Genomic DNA, 24375 nt, shown 5'->3' on the forward strand with positions numbered 1-24375 from the left:
ACTCGGCTGCTCAGCCTTCCTTGGATACCGGGCTTAATATAGGACCTAGTCGTGTGACCGACCTTAAGGCCAAGTTCGTTGCATCAATGGGTTGACGTTGCGTATCTAAAGGCATTGCCTGGCGTGCTTTCCATACCAGATCGGCTATTTCATCCAAGGGGTTGTAGTCCAGGGGGGCCGACTGCAGCAGTTGGCGGATACGCAGATGATCAGTAGCAATAAACGCCTGCTCCAGTTGCTGTAAAAAGGCTTCGAGCCTCGACCATTCCCAGAATCGCTCTTGTGACGTCATGATACGATCATGGCGCGTCTTGCTGACGTCATGACCTATCAACAATTCCTCGTACAGTTTTTCACCAGGCCGCAAGCCGGAATAGATGATTTCGATATCCCCATCAGGATGGGCAGCGTCTTTTACTTCCAGCCCCGAAAGACGAATCATATTCATGGCCAGATCATGAATACGTACTGGCTCGCCCATATCGAGCACGAAAACCTCCCCMCCCTCACCCATAGCACCGGCCTGGATAACCAGTTGCGCAGCTTCGGGAATCGTCATGAAATAGCGGGTGATATCAGGGTGAGTCACCTTAATGGGGCCGCCTTGCTCAATCTGTTGACGGAACACTGGGACAACTGAGCCGCTTGAGCCTAAAACATTGCCAAAGCGCACCATGCAGAATCGTGTGTTGGACTGGGCATGGGCGAAAGCTTGACAGATAAGCTCAGTTAAACGTTTGGATGCTCCCATGGCATTAGTGGGGCGAACGGCTTTGTCGGTGGATACCACAACAAAAGTTTCTACATCCGCCGCCATTGCCGCCTTGGCTAGATTTAAGGTGCCTAAGACGTTATTGCTCACTCCCTGCACGAGATTGAACTCAACCATTGGCACATGCTTATAAGCGGCAGCGTGGTAGACAGTATGCACCTCGAAGCATTCGAATACGGCCTTAAGACTGCCCGCATGCTGCACTGAGATAAGTAATGGTTTTAGATCGCACCGAGACAACGTACTTTCAATATATTGCTTCAGCTCTTGCTCAATGGCGTATAGTGCGAATTCGCAATTGTCTACCAAAAGTAGCCGAACAGGATTCTGATTTAGAATCTGACGACACAGCTCGCTACCTATCGAGCCTCCCGCCCCCGTCACCATGACCGCTTTATCACGGATATTGGCCTCCAGCAATTCGGGGAAAGCAGGCACCGACTCCCTACCCAATAAATCCTCAAGCGCCACATCGCGAAGTTCGCTGATTTTGGCCCTCCCGGCGATCACATCGGCACTTCCGGGAATTGTTTTGAGAGGCACGGAAAGTCCCGAAAGCCAATGCAATATCTCGCGTCGACGCCAACGGGGAGCGCTGGGAATGGCCAGAAGAACCATAGCGGCCTGATATTCTTGGATCAGGGCCGCCAACGCGACCGGTTGATGTACCCGCAGTCCTTCTACCATGGCACCTTCCAACCCGCGCCAATCGTCAACGAAGGCCACCGGTTGGTACTCTTCTCCGTTTCGAAGCGCCGCTACCAGCTCGCAACCAGCGGCTCCTGCCCCATAGATCACCACCGGCTTGCGCTGACGCAGCTGACTATGGCGATACAATTCACGTAAAACAAAACGCAGGCTGCCGATACCCAACAACAAGAACAGCGCATAGATAACGATAATCGATAACCCAATGGGTGAGGCCGTCATGTAACTGGCCGGTGCGACTAACAAACTCGATGCCAGCACAGCCATAACAATCGTCGATACAGTGGCATGGCTCATGTAGCGAATGACGACGCGATAAAGCCCTAGCCAACGGAAGAGCAAGAGACTCACCGGAACCAACAGGCCGATGGTCATCCACAAGACAACACTGCTTAGCGGTTGTAGGCTTTCCACATGAGTCATTGTTGCAAGCTGCAAGCTGCCCGCGATAATCAAACCATCTAGTGCTACAAGCACCCTGCGCTTTATGCAACGCGGCGTCATCGATAGCGACTTCATTAAACTAGCCATAAGTTATCTCTATCCATTCTCGCGGGTTATCAGATTACAGCGCTGGCAATCACGTCATTTCAGAAGGGGGATTAAAAGCGAAGCCTCGACGGGAAGCCGCGATCGAGCCTTGCCGGTAGAGATGCCAACAGATCACAAGTAGTATCCAGAATAGCGTCGAGCGTAAACCGTTATGGGTAGTGGAATAGATCAATGGTCCCGCTACTCCCGCCCAGATATAGAGCGGAGCTCGCCGCAATACGGTGGCTATCATCGACAGAAAAAGTACTAGCCCTGGTAAACCATAGGCAAACAGCATATTAACGAAGGAAGAATGAATTTCGGCCCCATCATAAGGAGCAAAACGCTCTCGTTTAGCTTCCCCTGCCCCCAATATGGCGTAGGCGGGAAAGTTTGTTAGCCGGTCAAACTTGCGCTCCTCATAAACMCTATCCACTTTGCTTGGTGCCCGATCCATTCGTGCCTCAAGGTTGCGCAATACTTGCCCCTCCGAACTGATATTAGCTATTACAATGCCTCCCAATAGCAGTGGGACTACCAACAGCAGGCGCGCAAAATATTTGACTTGCTTGGCATTTGCTATGGCCCAACCGACCATTACCATGACGCCTCCCCCCATAGCGGCCAACGAAGACGCCGATAAAATCCCTAGTACGCCGCTAGCCAGCCCGGCCAATGCCAAAGGCCTCATTTTCGGGTGAAAATCATCGAGCATTAACAATACCACCACACCACATAGCGAAAAATAAGCCAGCTGGTTGGGGTTATTAAAGCTTCCAGTGGTGCGGTTAATGCCCAAGGCTAGTTGCACTAGCACAAAGCCACCGGCGACCAATAGCGCAATAGACACGCTATTGCGAATCAGGCTATTAGCACGCTCACCATAAACGCTCAGGAAACGCAGCAAGCCCATACCAATTAAAAAGTTGAACAAGAAGAACAGAGCAGGCATAAAAAAGTCCGTCGTTTGCATCACTAACGTCCAACTAAGACATACCATTACCACCCATAACACCATTAACCCCCAACACATAGCGAAGGCAGAAACTTTCAGGTGTTTATCTCCTAGTGACATCAAAAGCATCACGCCAGCAAAAACGATCAGCACAAAGTCAGCCAGCTGTGGGCCACCACTGGGAAACAAATAAAGGCTGCTTAACGCAAGACCCACAAACAGCAATAGCGCACCAATCAAGTTCATGGCGATACCTTTTTTCTACTGTGGCTAGAGGTTAGCCATCATTTGGAAGGTATGATTGCGGCTGGCCAAATCATCATAAGTACCAGCATCACTCACTCGTCCGTTTTCAAGCATATAAATGATGTCGCACTCTTTGACCGTGGCCAGACGGTGGGCAATAAGCACTACTGTCATCTGGCCTGCAAAGCGCTGAATATCTTCCATTACACGCCGCTCGGTAATCCCATCCAGAGCGCTGGTGGCTTCATCAAAGACCAATACTCTGGCTTGCTGATAAAGGGCACGAGCAATACCCAGACGCTGGCGCTGCCCTCCTGATATCTGAACTCCTCGCTCGCCGATTCGGGTTTCGAGCCCTTCGGGAAATCGCTCGATCAGCTCATCAAGTTGCGCCATATGCAGAGCTTCCTTGACCCTCTCAACGTCAATATTTTCGCGTTCAATGGCAAAGGCGACGTTTTCGAGAATGGAACCATCGGCAAGAAATATCTGTTGCGGCACAAACCCCACACCCGCATGCCAATTGCGCAAGTTTTCCTGCGTTAGAGCCACACCATCAATGAGTATTTGACCTTGCTGAGGCTCAATCAGACCCAGCAATAAGTCCACTGCAGTGCTCTTGCCACTGCCTGAAGCGCCGACTAAGCCGACCATTTTGTTCGCCGGAATTGTCAACGTCAGCCCATCCAGTGCCAATGCCCGCGTTCCAGGGTAGTCGAAGGCTACCTCCTGTATCGTTATCTCTCGCTGAGGCACCCACGGCGCTGATTGAGCCTCCGGCTGAGATTCACTACCTGCATTTAATTTTTTGGTTTCACCACGGCTAGCCATTAGATCTTCTCGGATCGCATCATAAGCCGCTAAGTTGCCGCGTATTTTAGTAATAGAGGTATAGATTTTCTGAAAGCCAGGTAACATCTTGAAGCCGGCCAGGGCGTAGATTGAAAGTGCCGGTAGAATGGCGCCCAGGTTGCCTTCGTAGAGGTTAAGCAGGTAGAGAACCAACAGGATTACCGAGCCAAAGGCCACCAGTTCGATCGCGTAACGGGGGGCTTCACTTAATCCTTGTGTCACGCCTTGGCCCCGCGCTATGCGATTGCTGGCCTTTTCAAAACGCGAGGKAAAATTCGCCTGACGATGCAATAAAAGGAGATCCTTAATACCTCCAAATCCTTCGGTCATCAGTTTGAAGCGTTTAGATTGAGCCTCCGATATACGCTTGCCATTAATGCTAAGAAAGCGACGCACCGTTTGATAAAGCAACAGATAAGTGGCGAGGAATATCACCAACCCGGATATCGCTACAACGGGGTTGTAGATAAAGATAGCCAGGCTCATCAAGGTCACCATGACCGTCTTAGCGTTGAGCTCCATCGCTGGGTTGATCACTTTAGTGGTCACGCGCTGGACTTCAACCGAGACCTTGCTGATCAGGTTGCTGGTGTTTTGGTTGGAATGAAACAGCCAAGGCTGGTGCAGGTAATAGCGATATAGGCGACTAGAGAGTTCCGCCCCCACTTGCTCGCTATAAAGCGAAAGACGCCAAGTGGTATACATGGAAATGAGTGCCGCCATTAGCAAAACCCCAAGCACCAAACCGCCTAATAGACTTAAAAAGGATTTGTGGCTTTGCGCCCCGCTATAGGTATAAGCCCAGGCTAACCAGCCATCACCCTGGAGTTTGCTCATGTCACCAACCACTGCCATGAAAGGCCCAATGGCGATCACACTAGCGATCTGCGCTAACGCCATAATAATGATCAGTACCTGGAGGCTTAGCAATCGGCGACGCTGTTGTTGCGTTAGTAAGGAATAAAATTCACGCAATTGATTAAGCATATTGGTTCACCGGTAAGCATAGAGGTAGCTGCCGTAATATCCATGGCGGCTGCTGGTCGGTTTCTTCACGCCGTTTAGAATCCCACCTTTGAGTCTCACACCAGCACTCTCAAGACGACGCTTAGCGGCTTTGATTTCGCCAGGCGGGTTAGTATCGAAACGCACCACCATTAAACTGGTACCTACCAATTTGCCTACCACCGAAGCATCGGTAACCGCCAGTATCGGAGGTGTATCCACGATTACCAGATCATAGCTTTTACTTATAGTGTCTAGAAATTCGTGAAAACTTTGCTGCATCAAAAGCTCTGATGGATTAGGCGGCACACTCCCTCTTGCCACATAATCAAGCCCATCTAGATCACTATGCCGAATGGCCTCTTCTAGGCTGATACGTCGTGCCAATAACTCTGAGAGCCCCTTTACGCCCTTGCCGTGAAAGGCATGGTGCAAATGGCCGCGGCGCATATCCGCATCAATTAACAACACTTTTTGCCCCGCTTGGGCACATACCGCCGCCAAGTTAGCGGCTATAAAGCTCTTACCTACCCCTGGGCTCGCACCAGTAATCATTAACCGATTATTGTCGGACTCCAGCATGGCGAAATAGAGACTGGTACGCAGCCCACGCAATGCTTCCACCGCGATTTCGGCTGGTTTTTTKATGGCCAGCAAGCCGCGAAAAACTTCTTGGGCTTTTTTGGAACGACGCGGGCGAATCCGTTCGGTAAGCCCAGCCTGTTCGCCGGAATTCGGTAATGTGGCATAGACAGGCAACCCCAGTTCTTCAAGCTGTTCGGGAGTTTTAATCGCTCGGCTGAGCAAAATACGAACAACTAGTACTAGCATCGCCAACAGTGCACCAATCAAGCCACTGACAGCAGTTATTAGAGCAATACGCGGCGCAATAGTGCCAGGGCTTAGCATGGCCGCATCCAAGATACGTACATTGCCCACGGTACCAGCCTTCACCAAACGCATCTCTTGAAGTTGGTTGAGCAGTTGCACATACACTTGCTGATTAACCTGGGTGTCCCGGGTAAGACGCAGCACTTCCTGCTGCGTCTCGGGTAGCTCATTCACCAAGGTGTTTAGTCGGTCACGCTCGGCTTCAAGCTGACCGCGTTGCCTCAATAACGTTTGGTAGTTGGGATGCGAGGGACGGTACCTTTCAGCCAAATCTGCTTCTCGCATCGCCAGTTCACTGAGCTGATTCTCCACATCGACTACCCGAGTAAGCAGGTTCTGTGTCTCGAACGTCAGATCCACAGAGTCACGTTGTGCTCGGTAGTCGTTAAGCATTCCTTCGGCATCTGACAGTTGGTTGCTAACCTGGGGAATTTGCTCATCGAGAAAGGCGATCTGGTTTTCTGCTTCTTCCGAATGACGCTGAACATTCTGGGTCAAAAAGACGCTGGTCAACGTATCTAGCGTAGGCTGAATCTGGCTCTGGTCAGAACCATTCAACGTCAGTTCATAGACCCCCGACTCTAACCCGCGCGGGATGATTTCAAAGCGATTCTTCAGCTCTCCGATGGCGCTAAGCGCGGACGTCCGCACTAATGTGAATTCTGCACCGGGGTGTGCTTCTGCCTGACTAACAAACAGACGATATCCCAATTCATCATTCTGGGCGGTTTCCCCAACGCTGCCCGTCAGCAGCGTTTGCTCATCTAACAGTAGCTCGAATTCACCGCCTTCGATGAGGCGCAGCACATGCTCACTTCCCACATTTTCCTCTGGAACATCAAAACGGGCGACTCGCAGCGACTCGCCGGCCCATACATAAGGATTGTTCCAATCATCTTCGGAATCTGCCAACCACTGGAGAATGAAATTCGGCGTAAGGCTTTCAAACCACTCTTGGTTAACGCCATGATGCACCAGGAAGTCTCCTACCAACGGCAACCGACGCGGTTCAACCTGAATAGCAAGGTCAAGACGGTCTGCGGTTTCCCCCAGCACCATACGTGACTGCAGAATTTCGAGCTCAGCAGAGGTGGGATTACCTTGTTGCGGCTCTCCCAGTGACTCCATGAACGCCAAGTTCGACCCTCTGGTCTCTATCTGAACCAAGGCATCAGCCTGATATATTCTCGGCTGAGAACTGGCATTAAAATAGCCCGCCAGCAGAAAAAATCCCGTCACAGACACAATAAACCAGCGATGATCGGAAAGCGTATCTACCAACTTACGCAGATTAAGGTCATCGCTCTCTTGGGGGGATGGCGACGAAGGTGGTGAAGGGAAATTAGTCATGGTGATGCCTCATCACTCTTAAGATATATTGCAAAATTGATGCTTACAGCTCACCGGCATCGATTGCTGACGTTGCAAAATCGCCAGGCAAACTAACTGATGGCAGCAGTAGTGAGATCACAGAGTTCCAGCGAGCCAGCGGTGCTGACGTCACGTAAACCACATCCTGCGGCTCAAGAGGAAAACGTGTTCCCAGCAATAAGCGTGTGGCATCCTGAATATCCAACTGATAGACAGTGGCAAGTTTCTCGCTACCAGGCGGGTTTCCTCGCACTACGAAAATACCCGACGGCTCGGCACGATTTTCATTAACACCACCAGCTCTGCCCAATGCATCCGTTAACGTGATGCGCTCATTACCCAAGGCAATGGCACCGGGGCGACTGACTTGGCCCAGAACAACAACGTTTTGATTTTCCATGGTGGGTACGTGAAGCAAATCACCATCACGCAGTAACCGATTCTGTGTCATATCCCCTTGACGCATCATGGCGTAAAGCGATATCACCTCTTCGCCTCCATTGCGGCTTAGTTTTACGTTGCGCCAATCCGCATTATCACGCGCTCCACCTACTGCACTAATGGCATCAAGTATCGTCATCGGCGAAATAGTCAATGGCAGAGTACCGGGGGTTTCCACGGCGCCGCTGATATAAACTTTCTGAGAGTTAAAAGCCGCGATGCCTACCTCTACCTGAGGCTCGTTGATCACTTCGGAAAGTCGCCGTGCGATTAACTCACGCACCTCGTCAAGCGTCATACCCTCAACCCTCACGCGCCCCACGTAGGGATAGAACATCGTGCCATTGGGCCGTATCCGGTTACCGGTTTCCGCAGCGGAGCGTTCGGCGCCAGCTGGAATAGTCAATTCGGGATGGTCGTAGACAATCACGCTTAAAATATCCCCAGGCCCTACTCGATACTCATAACCTTGTACTTCTTGATTCAATGCCTGAGATGTTGCTTGCGTGGTAGGCGCTTGCGGGACATACAATGTATCTACAAACTCCGGCGTGATTGGCTGTACGTCCACTCGACCGTCCAGCGACTGGTCGAGCTCGCTGTCATCAATGTGTCCACCAGGGGCCATGGCGCAACCACTCAATGCCCCTAGAAGCATAAAAAACGTCAGATAGCGAACCAACCGCACTGGGCTTTTTCTAGTTTCTATACCTGCTATTGCTTTGAAATTAGTCATTTTTTGTTCCCTTTGTTTTGTGTCTTACCACGCTACCGCCCGGGGATAGTAAATGGCATTTCCCTGAGCCTTATTTGGAAACTCGTCTTGGCGGTTCAGTTTTCGAACCGCCATAAGAMATGAATGCCATGTACGGCAGACAAATATAAGGTTACATAAAAAAACAAAACAGATACTTTGATTTACTTAATTGATGAGGGTGAGATAGCTAACGCTATTTAGGCGTGCAGAAATGAGATTGGCGTTAGGGAAATGAGGAAACAACATCATGCCTAGCAGGTAGGTGACATTACCTTTTGTAATACTAATAAAAAATTTATATTTAAAATTAAGGAGTTGTAAAAAATAACATAAGAAGCAATCGCAAGTTACAAGCGCAGAACAATTGTAATACTCCAAAATGGGGAGAGGTCATAGTGACAGTGGAGACACAGAAAAAAGCCCCCCTTGAGGGGCACCCACTAGTCGGTCTTTGAATCAGTTCACGCCTTGTTAGGTTTCCACCGCTCCTTCAGCGCCGTCTTTAGGGGACGTGGAAGGCCAGACGCGATCCTTCGTTTAGCGGCGCGGAGAAGGCGTTTGGTGTAGCCGTGTTGTTCCTTTTTGGCGGAAGTGTTACTGGCCGCCGTATAGACTCGGTTATCTTCACAGCAATAAACGGCTTTCCCCGATATTTTGGCAATACTCGTAGCCTGGCTGGCACCACTTTCAATAAAGAAAGTGTAATCGGAGTTCTTGTAGAACAGGCCCTTATGCGTAGAGTGAACACCCTGGCGCTGACGCTCCTCCTTCGAAGGCAGATCCAGCATGACCAAGCGTTCATACTCAATGCCCTGCTGCTTAAGCCACGTCTCTGTCTGGCGACGGTATTTCTCGAGCCGGTTGGTTACCAAGCAGCCAATTCGACCTGCAGGCAGGAAAAGCAGCTCAGCGTTTTTCAAAAATGCAATGTACTGCGCTCCATCATCGTTCTGGTAAGCGGTAGGATCGACGCACAGCACACCATCGATATCGACACACGCTCGGGAAAGCATGACGGGGGTAAACAGGTTCCACTGGAAAGCCCGGGGTGATTCGAGAGTGTAAAAATGAATATCGACGTATTGCTTACCGTCCGGATCTGCATAGATCGCCAAGGTATCAATTAAGCAAGGGCAGTTGTCGGGGATAGCATCCCGTGCTTCCTGCGCAGTCTTCCCTGTTATGACACTATCATCGACTAGCAGCACTTTTTTCGCATCCCACGCAACGCCCGGCCCACTCTCAGCCTTTCTGCGCAAGCGGGTTTTCAGCGGTCGGTTGGCAATGAATTCTGGGAGCCCTACCACATCGATATGCAAGCCCAACGCAATCATGCTGGCCGGGATCATGCCGCTACGGGGGATACCCACCACCAAGTCGTAACCCTTTCCGTGAACTTTGAACAAGGACGCAGCGATGTCTTCACTTAAATCACCATAGGATTTATAATTCATTGTCTAACCTCTCCTTTTATCAGGATCGTCCAATAAATTTGTGTAGTCAGTAGCCATCTAGGAACGACTTTATAAATACTCAGCAGTGATAACCTTATGTGCGAGAACATACCGGTGTTTTCAGCCCAGGATACGTCACCTCCATATTCTTAATACGAAGCATCGTGACTAGGGTTGCACAGCCATCATAGATAATTGTATGTATCAACAAAACTGGCGATCACGACTCACTGTGCAACGGTAATGTTATTAAATGACATAATCGTGTCACTTAAATGATAGCTCAACAAACACTGCACAAATAACATTATGAGGTAGTATAAAATAAGTCCAAAAAATCGTATAAAGMAAAAAAAATAATACTAGCCACTAGCACTTAATCTTTAAAAAACTAAATAGCAAGATATATGAACTATTTTTTAAATAATAAATAAAAACTATCTTTGATATGCCCAATCGGTCATATCGCAAAAAGATATATAAGGTAAAGTAGATATAAAAAGTAAAAAAGAGACGAAGGCGATGTCTCTAGAGTTTCTTCGACCACGTGAGGGTCGCGTCTTTGAGTAACATATGAATATGTTCGAAAACTTCCATGGATTTTCGGTACGGATCGGGAATATTGCGTCCTTTGCCACTGTCTAGCCAACGACCTAGCAGTAGCGTCTTGCCCAAGGCTTGAGGTGCCTGCTGCCCAACGGCACGGCGCTGGCCCTCGGACATCACCAGTATAAGATCGGCTTCCTGTATCATTGTCGCGGTTAGTTGCCGTGCCTGGTGATTAGTAACATCCAAGCCATCGGCCTCGGCCAGTTGACGTGCAAACGATGCTACAGGTTCACCTTGTAAGGCGCCTAAGCCAGCGGAACTGATATGACGATCGGGTAGCTGCTGTTTAAGCAATGCTTCAGCGACGGGGCTACGACAGATATTACCGGTACACACCACTAAAATACGCTTGAACATGTCTTACTTATCTCCTAGGTAAGCAGAGGCGCACGTTTTCAAATGTGACACATTCAATGCTCCCACTGAATAGCAAGCAACCCAAGGGTTTCGTAGATCGCCCTTTCGGTCTTGCGTAGCTCACGCGCAGAGGGTAGCCAATAAGCTAGCGCTGAGCCCTCCGTTCGATCAGCCAAATAATGAGTAGGTGCAGCCACTGGGGCTAGGCCTGCCGCCTCGAAATGACGCATCGCGCGCGGCATATGCGACGCTGATGTCACCACCAATACTTGAGCACCTTCACCGAGTAGTGACTGCACCGCCTTGGCCTCTTCAGCCGTATCATTGGGCGACACGAGCGTCACGATACTCTCCGAGGGCACCCCCAATGCCTTGGCAGCTTCAGCGTAGCCATGAGCGATGGTCATTTCCGGATCTTTCCCTCCACCTGATACTACCAGCAGCAAGTCTGGACGCTGATGCCATAGCCGCAAGCCTTCCATCAGACGCAAGCCCGAACCTTCGCTGAACCTACCAGTGATCGACCAAGGGCGATCTGGCTGCCAACCACCCCCGAGTACTACCACTGCTTCGATGTCACTCTCTTCAGGCCATTTTTCCCAGGCGGCATATTTCGACTCTAACGGCCCCAGCAAGTTATCTGCCACTGGTGCCCAAGCTGCCAGCAATAGCAAAAGCATTGCCAACGTCATTATGCTGTCACCCAGGCGATGCCGACCCAGCTTTCGAATCGACCATCCGATTGTAAAAGTGACTGCCATCAGTGACATTGGCATCAGCAATATCGCCGTCAGGCTTTTTATTAGTGTATACATGGCGACCATCTTGCGGGACTTGCTCGGCAACGTGAACCCAAAGGAAAATCAGCCAGCTAGCATACACTGCTATACCTGCCGGATATGCAAAAAAAGAATAGCTTAAACCGAAACTCATAAAAGCGATTGGCAACAACATTCCAGCTACAGCATAAGAGCGCTGAATAGGGCTTTCAGCGCGCAAACCTGGAAAAAAAAGCCATAAGGGAATGAGATAGAGGCTCACTACTATAAGAAAACCTGGCAGCCCTCTTCTCACCCAGGCATCCAGCAGATCGTTATGTGCATGCCAGTAATTGCCTAGCTCAGGACTTAGCACGCCTTGTGCCTCTAGTCTTTGCATGGCGGGTAGATAACCCTGATGCCCGTAACCCATAAAAGGACGTTCATAAATCAGCCAGAATGCACCGCGATACATTTCTAAGCGAGCCCCGACGGAGCCATAGTCACCGCCTTCCATATAGCGATGCACCTCAGCCACCGCCTTATCCACGCGTTTTTCTACACCGCTATATGGCGTCGCATACACACCTATCATCACAGCTATTGCAGCACTCAGTGCCAGCCATCGCCAAATCGCTCGCCATCGACGCGCATATCCGCAATAAAACACCCATATCACTAGCGGCAATGCCAACCATCCGCCCCGCGTGCCAGAAAGTGCCGAGGCTAGGCCGCCTCCCATTGCGCCACTCAGCAAAAGCGCTACCCAAAAAAAACGTGTTGAACGCTTTTGCCAAGCCCAACCCAGCCCGGCCAAACATAACAGCGCCACCAACAGCGCAAGATTGCCGAAAAAGATCGAATGTAACGGCGGGTGCCCTGTGGCACGGGTTAAACCAACTACCCATTTTTGCCAGGCTGCCCATCCCCCCGTACCCAATCCACTCAACGCTAAACCAAACCACCACGCGGAAGGCCTTGGTGGTACAGAGCGGATTATTACAAAGGCCAATGCCGCAAGCCAGGCGGCACCCGCAAGCGGCATGGCTTTATTCAAACTTGAATGCCAAGCGCCAGCCGTTATTTCGACAATGCCTACGCCTAATAGCAATGCCAACAGAAGGCTATCCCCACGCCCCATTGTTTTTTTAAAAAAGCTATACTCTCGTCGTTCATCCCTGGTAATAATCGCCCATATGACGGCGCCCCCCAATCMAAGCCAATAGCCAAAGGGAGCCAATAGCGGTAACACAGTGATTGCTAAAGCCTGCATGCAGTGTTTGCCTTGTAGGTCACGGAAGTACGTATGCTTTATTGCCTCACCCGATCTCCGCTTCCTCTACCCATCACCGTTAGGAACAGGWAGCGAAAATACGTCGGCACCGCCATAGTCGCCATCATTTTCTGATCCGTTTCTGCCAGTAACTGAGGCGTAGACATATCAATATCGTTAAGTTGCGCCAGTCCGGTAATTCCCGGGCGAACATTGTATACACCACGCTCGGTACGCTCTTTGATCAACTCATCTTGCGTGTATAAGCACGGACGAGGCCCCACAAGGCTCATATCCCCCTTCAATACATTCCATAGCTGGGGTAACTCATCCAGCTTGGTACGGCGTAAGAAATGACCGAATTTGGTAATTGAGGAAGAGTCTGCAAGATGTGAAGCAACCCAAGCGGTATCAAGCTTCATGGTACGAAACTTGATCAATACAAACGGTTGGCCACGATATCCCACACGCTCTTGTAAAAATAGAGGGGAACCCGTGTCCCAGTAGCCGATTAGGGCTAATATAAACAGTAATGGCATACCTATGAGCAGGCCCGTGGCAGCAAATAGAATGTCAAAAAATCGTAATATTTTAGTCATGATGTCAAAGCCCACAGGGTTAAGTCACAAGCATTGCCATATAAAAATTAGGTCTTGGCAACGTCTAATTCCACAACAATATGCATTTTTTCGCCCAAACGAAGGAATTCAAAGAGTAGCGATATCGATGAGAAGTATATAAACAGACTGCCTATATAGCCATAACGGTTAACCTAATAACCTCAGAGAGCTTTACCATACTATTTTACTACCCTTGCTAACTAGAAATTAAGCAAAAAGTAACCAAGAGTACTTTTCACTAATATGCGTTATTTTATAAAAAACAAGGTATTATTGACAGAAGTCAGCTTTAAATACAATCGAACCATTAATACTAATTTATAAAGAAATCTAGAGTACATAGCTACTTTAGACAGTTACTTTTTAACTTATAGAATTGTCGGGGCAGAATTTCCAAGCCTGACGTTTACGGTAGAGTGTTGAAGGTGCAACTTCTAGCAACGACGCTGCGCGCTGAATATTTCCATTACATATTCTAATAGCATTTTCAATGGCCTTCTGCTCTACCTGCCACAGCGGTGTAACCGAATGAGGCCAAGCCTCGCCCTCATCTTGAGTGCATTTACTTAAATGCTTTTCTAAACTTTCCTCTAGATCCAACATTTCTAAAGTAAGCATAACACCATCGTGCATTATCACCGACCTTCTTATAACATTTTGAAGTTCTCTAACGTTTCCAGGCCACGAGTAATCAAGTAATGCTTTTTTAGCATTCGCCGAAAAATGCTGAAATTTTTTCTTCTCCTCGGACGAATAACGCTTCAACAGATTCTCTGCGATCTCGATGACATCGCGCCCTCTCTCCCGTAAAGGCAATAGCTTTACGGGCACTACATTCAAACGATAATAAAGATCTGATCGAAACAACCCCTTACTAACTTGCTCCAAAGGATTTACATTTGTTGCGCATACAATACGACAGTTTACTGTATGGGCAGTCGTCGACCCGACTGGCATAACTTGTCCCGTCTGAAGAAAACGAAGCAACTTACTTTGCATGGATAGGTCTAACTCAGAAATTTCATCGAGAAAAAGGGTTCCTCCATCCGCAGCTCTTGCATAGCCGATAGTGTCGCATGTGGCTCCGGTAAAGGTGCCTTTCAAATGACCGAAAAATTGAGATTCAAAAATATCAAACGGTATTGCCGCGCAATTAACAGCAATAAAAGGCTTGTCACACCTAGCACCCTTTTCATGCAGTACCGTAGCGCAAAGCTCTTTTCCAGTTCCACTCTCTCCAGTTAGAAAAACTGGAACATCAGATTTAGCCAAACGTTCAAGAGTCTCGTAGAGCGTGCACATCCCTGCTGAGCTTCCAGTAAAATATTGTTTATTTATGTTCTTATCATAGTGTTCAATACTCTTATTTCGGCAAATGTACTGATTCATTATTAACTCCTCTGATTCATCACCTATATAAACAAAGCCCTACCTTAGCATACACAATCAAATATAAAATGAATAAAAAAAATACGCTTTAAATGAGTCTATTTTTATAGCCAAAAAAAAACAAATCGAATACTTATTTTTAATTTTTTTAATATTAAAGTCATACTTATTATTGACTAAAGAAAGGTAGCCATTTTTACCATCTAAGCTAATATATTTTAATTTATTTTCTAATATTCTAAGGGATAAAAAAATAATACTCTGGGTGCTTAATCTACCCAACCTACAGATTTATCGCTTATAAATGCCGCATTTCAAAAAATTTATACTAAAACGAAATGCAAAATGAAAAAACAAAAAAAACACAGAAAGGAACCAAACAGATACCTTATTATAAATAAAGGTAAATTCAGCTTTTGGCATACGTCCTGCCTTGATAACACCAGGGAACAAGCCAGGGCACATTATAATGAAAATGTATAAGTACAGTTTTGCTTGCTGCTTAATAAGCATCATTAGTGGTTGCGCATCTATTGAGCCAAACGTAAATACCGTACATCCGCTTGCAGGGCCACCTGTAACATCGAACGATACGCCTTACTCGCAGTGCCTGACTGCTCTGCGTAATAGCTACGAGGCTAGCAATCTCCCCGTCATAGCAGTTGGGCAGATCAGCGATAAAACCGGTCAACGGACTTACTCCACCGTTACTGAAAGCAGCGCCTTGACTCAAGGCGTTTCAGAAATGCTGATTAGCGCCTTCTATAAGACCGGCAAGGTCAATCTAACTGAACGCTTGGACGTCAGGGTTCCTCTGGCAGAGCAACAACTATTCGAACAGAACGCACTGGCATTCGCACCAAAACCCATTGCGGTAATGCCGGCTAACTTTGTAATTTTAGGCGCTTTAACTGAGCTCAATTACAATATTTCCACTGGAGGTGCGCGCCTTTTCGTGAGCGGAATTGGAGCCGGTATTCGCACCGCCGTCATCAATGTCGGCCTGGATCTTCGCCTGGTCGATGTCAGGACATTCAGCACCTTATACGTATCGAGCCTGCAAAAGCAGGTCGTTGGCTATGAGGTGGAATCGGGCATCTATCGCTTCTTTGGCAACCAACTTATCGAGTTCGATACCGGCGCTGTGAGGAATGAACCGCTACAGCTCGGTGTTCGATCGGTCGTGGAGATGAGTGCTTTTCAGATCCTGACCGAAGGCCTGGGCCTCCCGCTCCCCGATGGCAAATCGTGTGAACCGGAAGCCGGGTATCCTGTAGTCGCTAACCATGAGGTAAGCCACAATGAAACTTAACAAACTCACCATATCTATCGGCGCAGCAAGCGCCCTGATGTTGGGCATCTCACAAGCGCAGGCTTTCGATCAGTCCCACTGGAAATGGGATCTAAACGTAAAGACTGATGTAGATCAGTACATCGATATTGATATTGATGCTCACGAGATTGACCCTGACGGTCTTACATTGGTCGAAATTGACCAAACTTTCAACGGGAGTGTGAACTCGGTCAGCACGGTAACGGATATCGATAATATGTCGAAACCCGACACTGATATCGAATTCGACTGGGAAGCTAAACTCCCTATTTTTGGCAAAGTCGAGGGAGATGCTAATTTACATATCGATAACTCGGATTGGGGGCTAGGAGAGCTAGGCGCGATTGAGAGCACCGCAACGGCGGTCGCCAATAACGGCAACCTTGTGACGGATGCAATGACTAACCTAGATGCCAGTCAGATTTGGAATGGCTCGGGAACCGTTACAGCTACATCTTACGTGGGGAACATCGACAACATGACAGTTGATAGCGCTGCAACGGCAGTCGCCAATAATCTGTCTGTGGATGTACAGCCTACCTATGGTTCAGACTCCATATTGTTGGCAAACATTGTACAAACAGGTACCGGTACAGTGTCAGCCTTCTCTACCGTAAACGATGTGGATCTAAGTGTCGCAGCTCCTAGCGGCTTCGAAGGCCCTCATATCAGCTCAGTTGCTACCGCAGTGGGCAACAACGTCAACGTTAGCGTGGGAAATCTAGGCAATTAGTAATTTTCAACATCAAGGATCCAGAGGGCTGGCTTCAGCCCTCTGGAGTAAAGGAGGCATCATGAAGCTTTACTCTTTTCGATTTGACTTAACTCTCTGCTGCTTTATGTTGGCCATGTTGTTAATGCCCACGCTCGCCATGGCCAGTGACGGCTCGCTAATCGGACCGAAACCTTATACTTTTCCGGCACGTAGCGCTCAGTCTGCCCTGATTCTCTATGAGAACAAGCGGAGCGGTAACCTAGGACAAGGCGTGGGTGCAACCACGATTTACAGCAATACGTCGATTTCAGCGAACAACTGGCAGCAGATCGAAATGACACTAGGAGACAATGCAGAAGCCGCACTAGACGTAGAGTCTAGTCAGAGCTCTGAGGGTAGCCAATCCACCACTAATTCGGATTTTCTTAATAGACGTGCAGAGACACAAGGCGAGGAAGAACTGCAAAACCAGGACTAGCTAATGAGCGAGACACGTATCAATAAATTGGTGTGATATGTCCAGCGCGGACCGTCTCATTTATGCCCCTAAACTTAATCATTAGTTCATTTTTAAAAATGAAGCAGTCAACCTATAAGGCTGACTGCTCCAGAACTAATTTAACCCACTTAGGCCATACAACAGCCTCTGAGGTCGGCAGCTATTTATCAGATGTAATACGCTAGCCTAACACTGGCGAATTGCTCCCCAGAACAGGGATCTGGCAGGCGCGCTTTATCAAGCAGCATGGCTTTCGTAACCTGCGACAACGCTTAGGCGATCAGAGCCACAGGCTCCATCCCCTTGTACTGAATCTTTTATTGCAGCCCAGCCCAGAACGCCTCTGCATAGGGGCTCAGCGGAGCGACAGGTCTGGTGAGGTGAATCTCCAGCGGGATATCCCAGCTCTGATCCAAAACACGATGCAGCCGCCCATCCGAGATCTCCTGCTCGGTAAGACTTCTGGGCAGCCAAGCGCCCCCTTTGTTCTCCAAAGCCATCGACATTAGAACCGCCGCTAAATGACTGCTAAAGCGCGGTTTCAGGTGCAATAACGCTTCTTTTCCTTGAAGCCTATGCGAAACGATACGCCCTAGCCCTGATTCTTCGGTGTAGGCAAGGTAAGGCAATGACTCAGGCGAGGCGTCGAACTGCGCTGATCCTCCAACTAAGGCAAGTAGAGTGTCGCGACCAATTTCTTTACTGACGAACTGATCAGCCGTTAAACGCGGGGGAACATCCGGGTGACGGTGGCAGAGTAAAAACTGTACTTGGCCATGCACCAACATTTGCTCGCAAGTGGCCATACTGTCGGAGTGCAACCGAACGGATTCGATGGGTGCGCCCTTTTCTGTGCTTCTGATCCAACGTGGAAAGAACGTAAACGACAGTGAATGGGTTGCCGCAAAGTGAAGTGTTTTAGCGGCCGTGCCTGCAACTTCTTGCGCCTCGGCTCTGATACGATAGAGCCTGCTAGCCGCATCTTGCGCGCTAGTCAGAATATGCTTGCCAGCTTCGGTCAACGTGGCGCCTTGGGGGGTGCGGATGAACAGATCTGCTCCAATCCAATTCTCCAATGAACGTATTCGTCGGCTGAATGCTGGCTGAGTGATGTGCCTAGCTTCTGCGGCACGGACGAAGCTGCCGTACTCGGCCAACGCTTCAAAATCTTCCAACCAAACGAGTTCCATAGGGCAATGCCGTCTCAGTATAGGGCGCGGCATTTATAGCATTGGGCGCGCCTCCTCGCCAACCTTACCATGGTCGCGTCAACCACAAGAGGAGCACGTCATGCGTATCGTAGAAATCCGAGAAAAAACTGTTTCTATTGCCTCACCTATCGCTAACGCCTACATCGATTTCTCCAAAATGACCTGCTCGGTCGTAGCTGTCATTACCGATGTCATTCGTGATGGAAAGCCTGTCATCGGCTATGGCTTCAATTCCAACGGCCGTTACGGCCAAGGCGCGTTGATGCGGGATCGTTTCCTGGATCGCATCAGCGAAGCGGATCCGGAATCGCTGATCGACCAAGAGAACGATAACCTCGATCCATTCGCCATCTGGAAGACCTTGATGACCAACGAGAAGCCGGGTGGCCATGGTGAGCGTTCGGTCGCTGTTGGCACCATTGATATGGCTGTCTGGGATGCTGTTGCCAAGATCGAAGGTAAGCCTTTATACCGCTTGCTGGCTGACCGTTATCGTGACGGCGTGGCCGATGACAAGGTCTGGGTTTATGCAGCGGGGGGTTATTACTATCCCGGTAAAGACCAATCCAGGCTCAAAGCTGAGATGCAGAGCTATCTGGATCGCGGCTATGACGTTGTAAAAATGAAGATCGGTGCCGTTCCTCTGGATGAAGACATTCGTCGCATTGAGGCCGTGCTAGAAGTCGTTGGTGACGGTCGCCGCCTGGCCGTTGATGCCAACGGTCGCTTCGATCTGAAAACAGCCATCGCTTACGCCGAGGCCATCAAGAAGTACAACCTGTTCTGGTACGAAGAGATCGGTGACCCACTCGACTATGCCTTGCAGGCCGAGATGGCGAATCACTACGAGCTACCGATGGCCACCGGTGAAAACCTGTTCTCCCACCAAGATGCCCGCAACCTGTTGCGTCACGGCGGTATGCGTCCTGATCGCGACTTCCTGCAGTTCGACTGCGCACTGTCCTACGGCCTGGTGGAATACATGCGCACTCTGGATGTAATGAAAGAACTTGGCTGGTCGTCGCGCCGCGTTGTACCGCACGGTGGTCACCAGATGTCGCTGAACATCGCTGCTGGATTGCACCTGGGCGGCAACGAGTCTTATCCGGATGTGTTCCAGCCATTCGGTGGTTTTGCTGATGGCATCAAGGTAGAGAACGGCTATGTCGCTTTACCTGATGTACCGGGCGTGGGCTTTGAAGCCAAGTCCGCACTGTACGCGGTCATGCGTGAACTCGGCGAAGGCTAAGTTATGTCTACGAATGCCCCGCCACGTGCGGGACATTCGTGCTTTTGGCATCAGCCCCTGATGCCAGCCACAATGCCCATAATAAGAATACCTGAGATGCGTCAGTGGAAACGTGCAAATCACGCTAGTACAGCCAGCTTTATGTACAAGTGCTGATCGACATAGCCATCGGCGCTGTGAACGGTACCAAGCTGCAGTCGTTTGCGGATGAAATGTCTAGCTAATCGTTATTGATCCAATGGATGGAGTAAGCTGGCTGCCTGAGGCGGCCAGCTTTGTGAAGGCGTTATTTAGCAGGTTCTCCAGGAAAAGGAATGAACTCAGCATCGTCTCCGGGGGGAAGACGAAAGCGACCATTCTCAAAATCTGCCTCTACCCAAGCCTGTTTGGCGGCCTCTAGCTTTTCTCGCGAAGAGGCAACGAAGTTCCAGGATATATAACGGGGGCCATTCAGCGTTTCACCGCCCAGTAGCATCAGCCGAGTTCCGGATTCGCCCGCTACCACCGTTATCGGGTCGCCTGGTCTGAACACCATCATGCAGCCAGCTTCAAAGGTTTCCCCTGCGATAATGACACTACCGGACATGACATAAATACCACGATCCTCATGGCCATCCGGCAAAGGAAGCTTTGCCCCTGGCTGCAGTATCGCATCTGCATAAAACATTTCAGAGAAGGTCTTTACTGGGGCCCGCTCTCCCCAGGCCGTGCCCAGGATCAAACGCACTTCCTTGCCCTCGCCTTCCAGCATCGGTAGTGACTCCTCGCTATGATGCTCAAAGCTGGCAGGCTGGTCTTCATAAGCTTCAGGGAGCGCTATCCACGTCTGTATCCCCAACACAGAGTGCTTGTTCTGACGAGTAATAGCACTGGTGCGCTCCGAATGGGTGACCCCATTACCAGCTACCATCCAATTAACCGCGCCAGGATGAATCATTTGGTTGGTGCCCAGGCTATCGCGGTGTTGGAACTCCCCTTGATATAGATACGTAACAGTGGCAAGCCCAATATGGGGATGTGGGCGAACATCAATGCCTTCGTCGTTAAGAAACTCAACGGGCCCCATCTGATCAAAAAAGATGAACGGCCCCACCATCTGCCGTTTTGGGGCAGGCAGTGCACGGCGCACCTCGAAACCACCTAAATCCCGAGCGCGTGGAACGATCAGTGTCTCTATATCATTCAAGCTACCGGCGGAGGGGCATTTTGGCTCTAAATCAGGCATCCAACTCATAGGTTTTCTCCAGAAGTGAGAGGTAGGAAAATGGAGTGCGCACCTTACAAGAGCACATCGTGCCACTCTGAGTGGCGTGCAAATTGTGCTTTTGCAAATGGGCATAACGGCATGATTTTCTTGCCCGAGGAGCGAACGTCTTCGACTGCTTTTGCGACTAACGCAACACCCACTTTTTGTCCGCGCATGGCATCAGGCACTTCAGTGCTATCAATGATGATCATCGAATCACCCGCTTTCGAATAGGTCATCTCTGCTTTAGCCCCATTGAGCTCAACTACATAGCGCCCCTTGGTATCACTGGTTTCATGCTCAATGGTAAAAGAAGCTTCAGGTGTACCAGACATTGCTTTCTCCTTATCGTATTACTCAGCAAACAACTCAGTATGTGTTTCTATAACTTAATAGTTATCAGGAGCCTTTTCTTTCAATAGCACTTAAGACCTGTACTTAAGACCTGTACTTAAAATTAGCACTAAGCTTAGTACTTAGCCCGCCGATTGCTGCGATGCAAGTTGGCTCGCCGGGTCCTTCAACAATTCTTTTGATGAACAACGCGCTGGTGCATGGCCCCAGCCGGGCCATCTTGATACTCACTGGAGATTTGGTGGCTATTGCCGGGCTCGCGGCTTGCTCACTCCTGGGAGTCGGGGCGTTGCTGGAGGCAAATCCAAATGTATTTATGGCTATCAAAGTTATCGGTGCTGTTTATCTTTTATGGCTAGGTATGCAGCAGTTTCTTATGGCACAAGCGATTCCTATGAGTAGCGGTCAGCCTACAACATTGCAAAGCATTCCCGTGCTTTGGCGACAATCGTTTATGGTTGGGCTCAGCAATCCCAAGGCGATTCTATTTTTCTCATCGCTATTGCCGCAATTTGTAAGTACCCAGCAAGACTCGCACATTTCTGCGTTGCTTCCTCTAATCCTGTTATTTGTGTTTATCAAACTGATCGTTTCGAGCGCTTACGCATTAGCCGCCCAAACAGTGGTCACGAAACTGGCGAAACCAGGTGCCGCCGTTTGGGGTAAGCGCGCGGCCGGAGGAGTGTTAATGGCTTTTGGGATCGTAATGGGCTTCACTGCTTTTTACTAAACACCCACGTGTTGGAAAAAAACCACTTCCAACACTGGAAATACCCTACGAAAGTTCAATCGCAAGTTTCCCCGAGTGCGCTGCTGGACGGGCGCTGCACAATAAAACCTTCCCCTCTGGTGGTGATATTCCTTCTGGGTAGGTCACTTCACCCGCTGTCATTGTGCAGGCGCATTCTCCACAGCTACCGCTGCGACATCCATAGGCAGGGTGAAGCCCTGCTTTTTCGGCGGTTTCTAACAGGCTTTCGCCCGGCTGCCATTGGGCAACCACGCATTGATGGGTAAAGCTAACGTCTATCGGTTGCTCGGCGACAGGCGCTGCGTATGCCTGCGTTAGCGCCGAAGGGCCGAACGCTTCCGTATGTATCTGCTCCGTCGAAAACCCAAGCTCTAGCGCCTCCTGATGGTAGCGCTGAACAAAAGCGGCGGGGCCACAAAGATACAGCTGCAACGCCGACAGCTGCTGATCAGCAACAACCTGTTTCAACGAAACCCGTCCAGCAATCCAACCATTAGGTGCAACCTCTGACCCCGTCACGTGACGCCGCAAATGCACTCCTCGTGCCTGGAGGTCGAGCAGCTCCCTGCCGAAAGGGGCCTCGGCAACATCGCGCACGCTCTGAATCAACGTCACTGGGCCACGACCTGCATCGGTTAACTCATGGGCTAGGCTTACTAAAGGCGTAATCCCGATACCACCACCCAGCAGCACCCAATGGGCACGCTTCGAGCCGCTGGCCGTCGCTGTAAACGAACCCGTTGGCTGACTGACGGCTAGCTCCGAACCCACCTTCAGCGCTTTATGTAAGTAACGCGAGCCTTCACCGTCTGCCTTGATACTGATGCGATAGCTTGCTTGGCTGCTACTGCCTGATAGCGTATAGCTACGCACAAGCGGGGTTCCATCCAAGCGCGGCACACGCAGCGTAATGAACTGCCCCGCGTTAAAGGGTGCCAGCGCTTCGCCCTGTAAATAGAAGGAACGAATCTCAGGCGTCTCCTGCACCACGTCCACCACCTGAACTCGCTGCTGAGTGGAAGGGGCAAGCATCTGCCAAGGCCCAAGAGGATCCGCTTCAACCGCTACTCCACTGGCATGGCTACGCCAGCGCATGATGCCCGGCCGCCACACGATATGTCTCGGCGTCAGGCACCAGTAACGCTCAGCACCGAGGTAATGCGCCCCCGCTGTTTCCTCATCCACAAGCCGCGCCTCGCCGGAGAGGTGCAGCATATCTCCACTGGCGAAATCAGGTATTACCAAGGCAGCGCGACCGCTAGCCAACACATTGCCCAGCGTGTTGAAGAAGCGGTTGCCCGAAAAGTCTGGCAAGATCAGGTCAGCCCCCTGACGACGAATAAAGCCTGCTCGCCCACCGCGATGGGAAGCATCCACCTGCAGGCCCTGTTCGGTATGCGCGTAGCTGCCTACGAAAGCCGTGAGTGCCCGATCAATATGCGCTAGCACCGGCTCAGGCAACTGATCAAGAATCGAGTCGCGCATGGTAAGCACGGTGCCCGGCTGAGGCAGCACCGACTTCATCGCTGACCAGTCATGAATGTACTGGGGGCAATTGCCAAAGGCATGAGTTACCTCTAAATGCCATTGGCCGTTTGAGCCTCGCAACAAGCCGTTTACCCGATTACGGCGGCGCGTGTGCAGCTCGATACCCAGCAGCCCCAGGCTGGCGCCGCTGCTAAGCAACGGAGCAAGGGGATCACCCGAGGGCGGCGCTGCGTTTAATTCGAGCCGACCTTCATCATGCGCATCAACAAACCCCGGCGCGCCCTCCAGGAGAGTCACCCAAGGCCAGCCCTCAGCATCCACCGCAGCTGCCGCCACAAACGGCAACTGAGGAAAGAAGTGCTGAAGCTGTGGTGTTAAGAAAGGCCGCATCACTTTGCTGCCAATCTCTGCCATTTGTTGCTCCGCCCCGACTAAGCGCTGTAGGGCGAGCTCGCCCGCATGCCATGGGCTATTGGTGTCGGCATCATTCACTCTCGACTCCTGACGGGAAGGTAACCCGCTCCGTGCTGAGACGTTTTT

The 24375-nt window shown here is 50.2% G+C and carries 20 protein-coding genes; 5 read left to right on the top strand and 15 right to left on the bottom strand.

Features of this window, described 5'->3' with window-relative positions; translation table 11 throughout:
* Nucleotides 1-10: 10 nt before the first annotated feature.
* The 11 genes from HALO_RS13270 to HALO_RS13320 form a co-directional block, all read right to left on the bottom strand.
* On the bottom strand, nt 11-2011 hold the full coding sequence (locus HALO_RS13270; protein ID WP_081899063.1) for a polysaccharide biosynthesis protein: 2001 nt from the start codon (nt 2009-2011) through the stop codon (nt 11-13).
* Between the two features lie 49 nt (nt 2012-2060).
* Nucleotides 2061-3212 (bottom strand): hypothetical protein, encoded by a 1152-nt coding sequence (locus HALO_RS13275; RefSeq protein WP_050713517.1) that lies wholly within the window; start codon nt 3210-3212, stop codon nt 2061-2063.
* 24 nt (nt 3213-3236) lie between these two features.
* Entirely contained in the window at nt 3237-5051 is a 1815-nt protein-coding gene (locus tag HALO_RS13280; protein ID WP_050713518.1) for an ABC transporter ATP-binding protein, read from the bottom strand.
* 6 nt (nt 5052-5057) lie between these two features.
* Entirely contained in the window at nt 5058-7310 is a 2253-nt protein-coding gene (locus HALO_RS13285) for a polysaccharide biosynthesis tyrosine autokinase (RefSeq protein WP_035578929.1), read from the bottom strand.
* Nucleotides 7311-7353: 43 nt separating this feature from the next.
* Nucleotides 7354-8508, bottom strand: a complete 1155-nt coding sequence (locus tag HALO_RS13290; protein WP_197671935.1) for a polysaccharide export protein — start codon at nt 8506-8508, stop codon at nt 7354-7356.
* Nucleotides 8509-8990: 482 nt separating this feature from the next.
* A complete protein-coding gene (locus HALO_RS13295) occupies nt 8991-9983 on the bottom strand; it encodes a phosphoribosyltransferase (protein WP_050713520.1) in 993 nt (330 codons plus the stop codon).
* Between the two features lie 528 nt (nt 9984-10511).
* Nucleotides 10512-10949: a low molecular weight protein-tyrosine-phosphatase gene (locus HALO_RS13300; RefSeq protein ID WP_035578927.1), complete on the bottom strand. Its 438-nt coding sequence runs from the start codon at nt 10947-10949 to the stop codon at nt 10512-10514.
* 53 nt (nt 10950-11002) lie between these two features.
* On the bottom strand, nt 11003-11641 hold the full coding sequence (locus HALO_RS13305) for an ElyC/SanA/YdcF family protein (RefSeq protein ID WP_231896713.1): 639 nt from the start codon (nt 11639-11641) through the stop codon (nt 11003-11005).
* A gap of 7 nt (nt 11642-11648) precedes the next feature.
* The gene (locus HALO_RS13310) at nt 11649-12824 is read right to left on the bottom strand and encodes an O-antigen ligase family protein (protein WP_157693174.1); all 1176 of its coding nucleotides are present in this window, start codon (nt 12822-12824) and stop codon (nt 11649-11651) included.
* A 194-nt stretch (nt 12825-13018) separates the two neighbouring features.
* Nucleotides 13019-13579, bottom strand: coding sequence for a sugar transferase (locus HALO_RS13315; RefSeq protein ID WP_197671936.1), 561 nt, complete (start codon nt 13577-13579; stop codon nt 13019-13021).
* Nucleotides 13580-13963: 384 nt separating this feature from the next.
* Nucleotides 13964-14989, bottom strand: coding sequence for a sigma-54 interaction domain-containing protein (locus HALO_RS13320; RefSeq protein WP_050713521.1), 1026 nt, complete (start codon nt 14987-14989; stop codon nt 13964-13966).
* Nucleotides 14990-15458: 469 nt separating this feature from the next.
* Here HALO_RS13320 and HALO_RS13325 point away from each other — a divergent pair, with 469 nt between their 5' ends.
* From HALO_RS13325 to HALO_RS13335, 3 genes are all read left to right on the top strand, one after another.
* Nucleotides 15459-16301, top strand: coding sequence for a CsgG/HfaB family protein (locus HALO_RS13325; protein ID WP_050713522.1), 843 nt, complete (start codon nt 15459-15461; stop codon nt 16299-16301).
* Nucleotides 16291-17055 (top strand): hypothetical protein, encoded by a 765-nt coding sequence (locus HALO_RS13330; protein ID WP_035578923.1) that lies wholly within the window; start codon nt 16291-16293, stop codon nt 17053-17055. The genes HALO_RS13325 and HALO_RS13330 overlap by 11 nt, the downstream gene beginning before the upstream one ends.
* Nucleotides 17056-17116: 61 nt before the next feature.
* Nucleotides 17117-17515 carry a hypothetical protein gene (locus tag HALO_RS13335; RefSeq protein ID WP_035578921.1) on the top strand — a complete coding sequence of 133 codons (399 nt, stop codon included), beginning with the start codon at nt 17117-17119 and terminating at the stop codon, nt 17513-17515.
* Between the two features lie 338 nt (nt 17516-17853).
* On the opposite strand, the gene HALO_RS13340 is transcribed toward HALO_RS13335, so the two are convergent.
* Nucleotides 17854-18726, bottom strand: coding sequence for a LysR family transcriptional regulator (locus HALO_RS13340; protein ID WP_035578919.1), 873 nt, complete (start codon nt 18724-18726; stop codon nt 17854-17856).
* A 100-nt stretch (nt 18727-18826) separates the two neighbouring features.
* On the opposite strand from HALO_RS13340, the gene HALO_RS13345 reads away from it, so the two are divergent.
* A complete protein-coding gene (locus HALO_RS13345) occupies nt 18827-19996 on the top strand; it encodes a mandelate racemase/muconate lactonizing enzyme family protein (RefSeq protein ID WP_035578917.1) in 1170 nt (389 codons plus the stop codon).
* Nucleotides 19997-20282: 286 nt separating this feature from the next.
* Here the strand turns inward: HALO_RS13345 and HALO_RS13350 are convergent, their stop codons facing one another.
* Nucleotides 20283-21230: a pirin family protein gene (locus tag HALO_RS13350; RefSeq protein ID WP_035578915.1), complete on the bottom strand. Its 948-nt coding sequence runs from the start codon at nt 21228-21230 to the stop codon at nt 20283-20285.
* A gap of 44 nt (nt 21231-21274) precedes the next feature.
* Nucleotides 21275-21577: a GNAT family N-acetyltransferase gene (locus HALO_RS13355; RefSeq protein WP_035578913.1), complete on the bottom strand. Its 303-nt coding sequence runs from the start codon at nt 21575-21577 to the stop codon at nt 21275-21277.
* A gap of 161 nt (nt 21578-21738) precedes the next feature.
* Here HALO_RS13355 and HALO_RS13360 point away from each other — a divergent pair, with 161 nt between their 5' ends.
* Entirely contained in the window at nt 21739-22326 is a 588-nt protein-coding gene (locus HALO_RS13360; protein ID WP_050713523.1) for a LysE family translocator, read from the top strand.
* 45 nt (nt 22327-22371) lie between these two features.
* Here HALO_RS13360 and HALO_RS13365 read toward each other — a convergent pair whose 3' ends face one another.
* On the bottom strand, nt 22372-24327 hold the full coding sequence (locus HALO_RS13365) for a 2Fe-2S iron-sulfur cluster-binding protein (protein ID WP_050713524.1): 1956 nt from the start codon (nt 24325-24327) through the stop codon (nt 22372-22374).
* Between the last annotated feature and the right edge of the window lie 48 nt (nt 24328-24375).

Origin of the sequence: Halomonas sp. R57-5 (assembly GCF_900070345.1) — a bacterium.
Classification (GTDB): Bacteria; Pseudomonadota; Gammaproteobacteria; order Pseudomonadales; family Halomonadaceae; genus Vreelandella; species Vreelandella ventosae_B.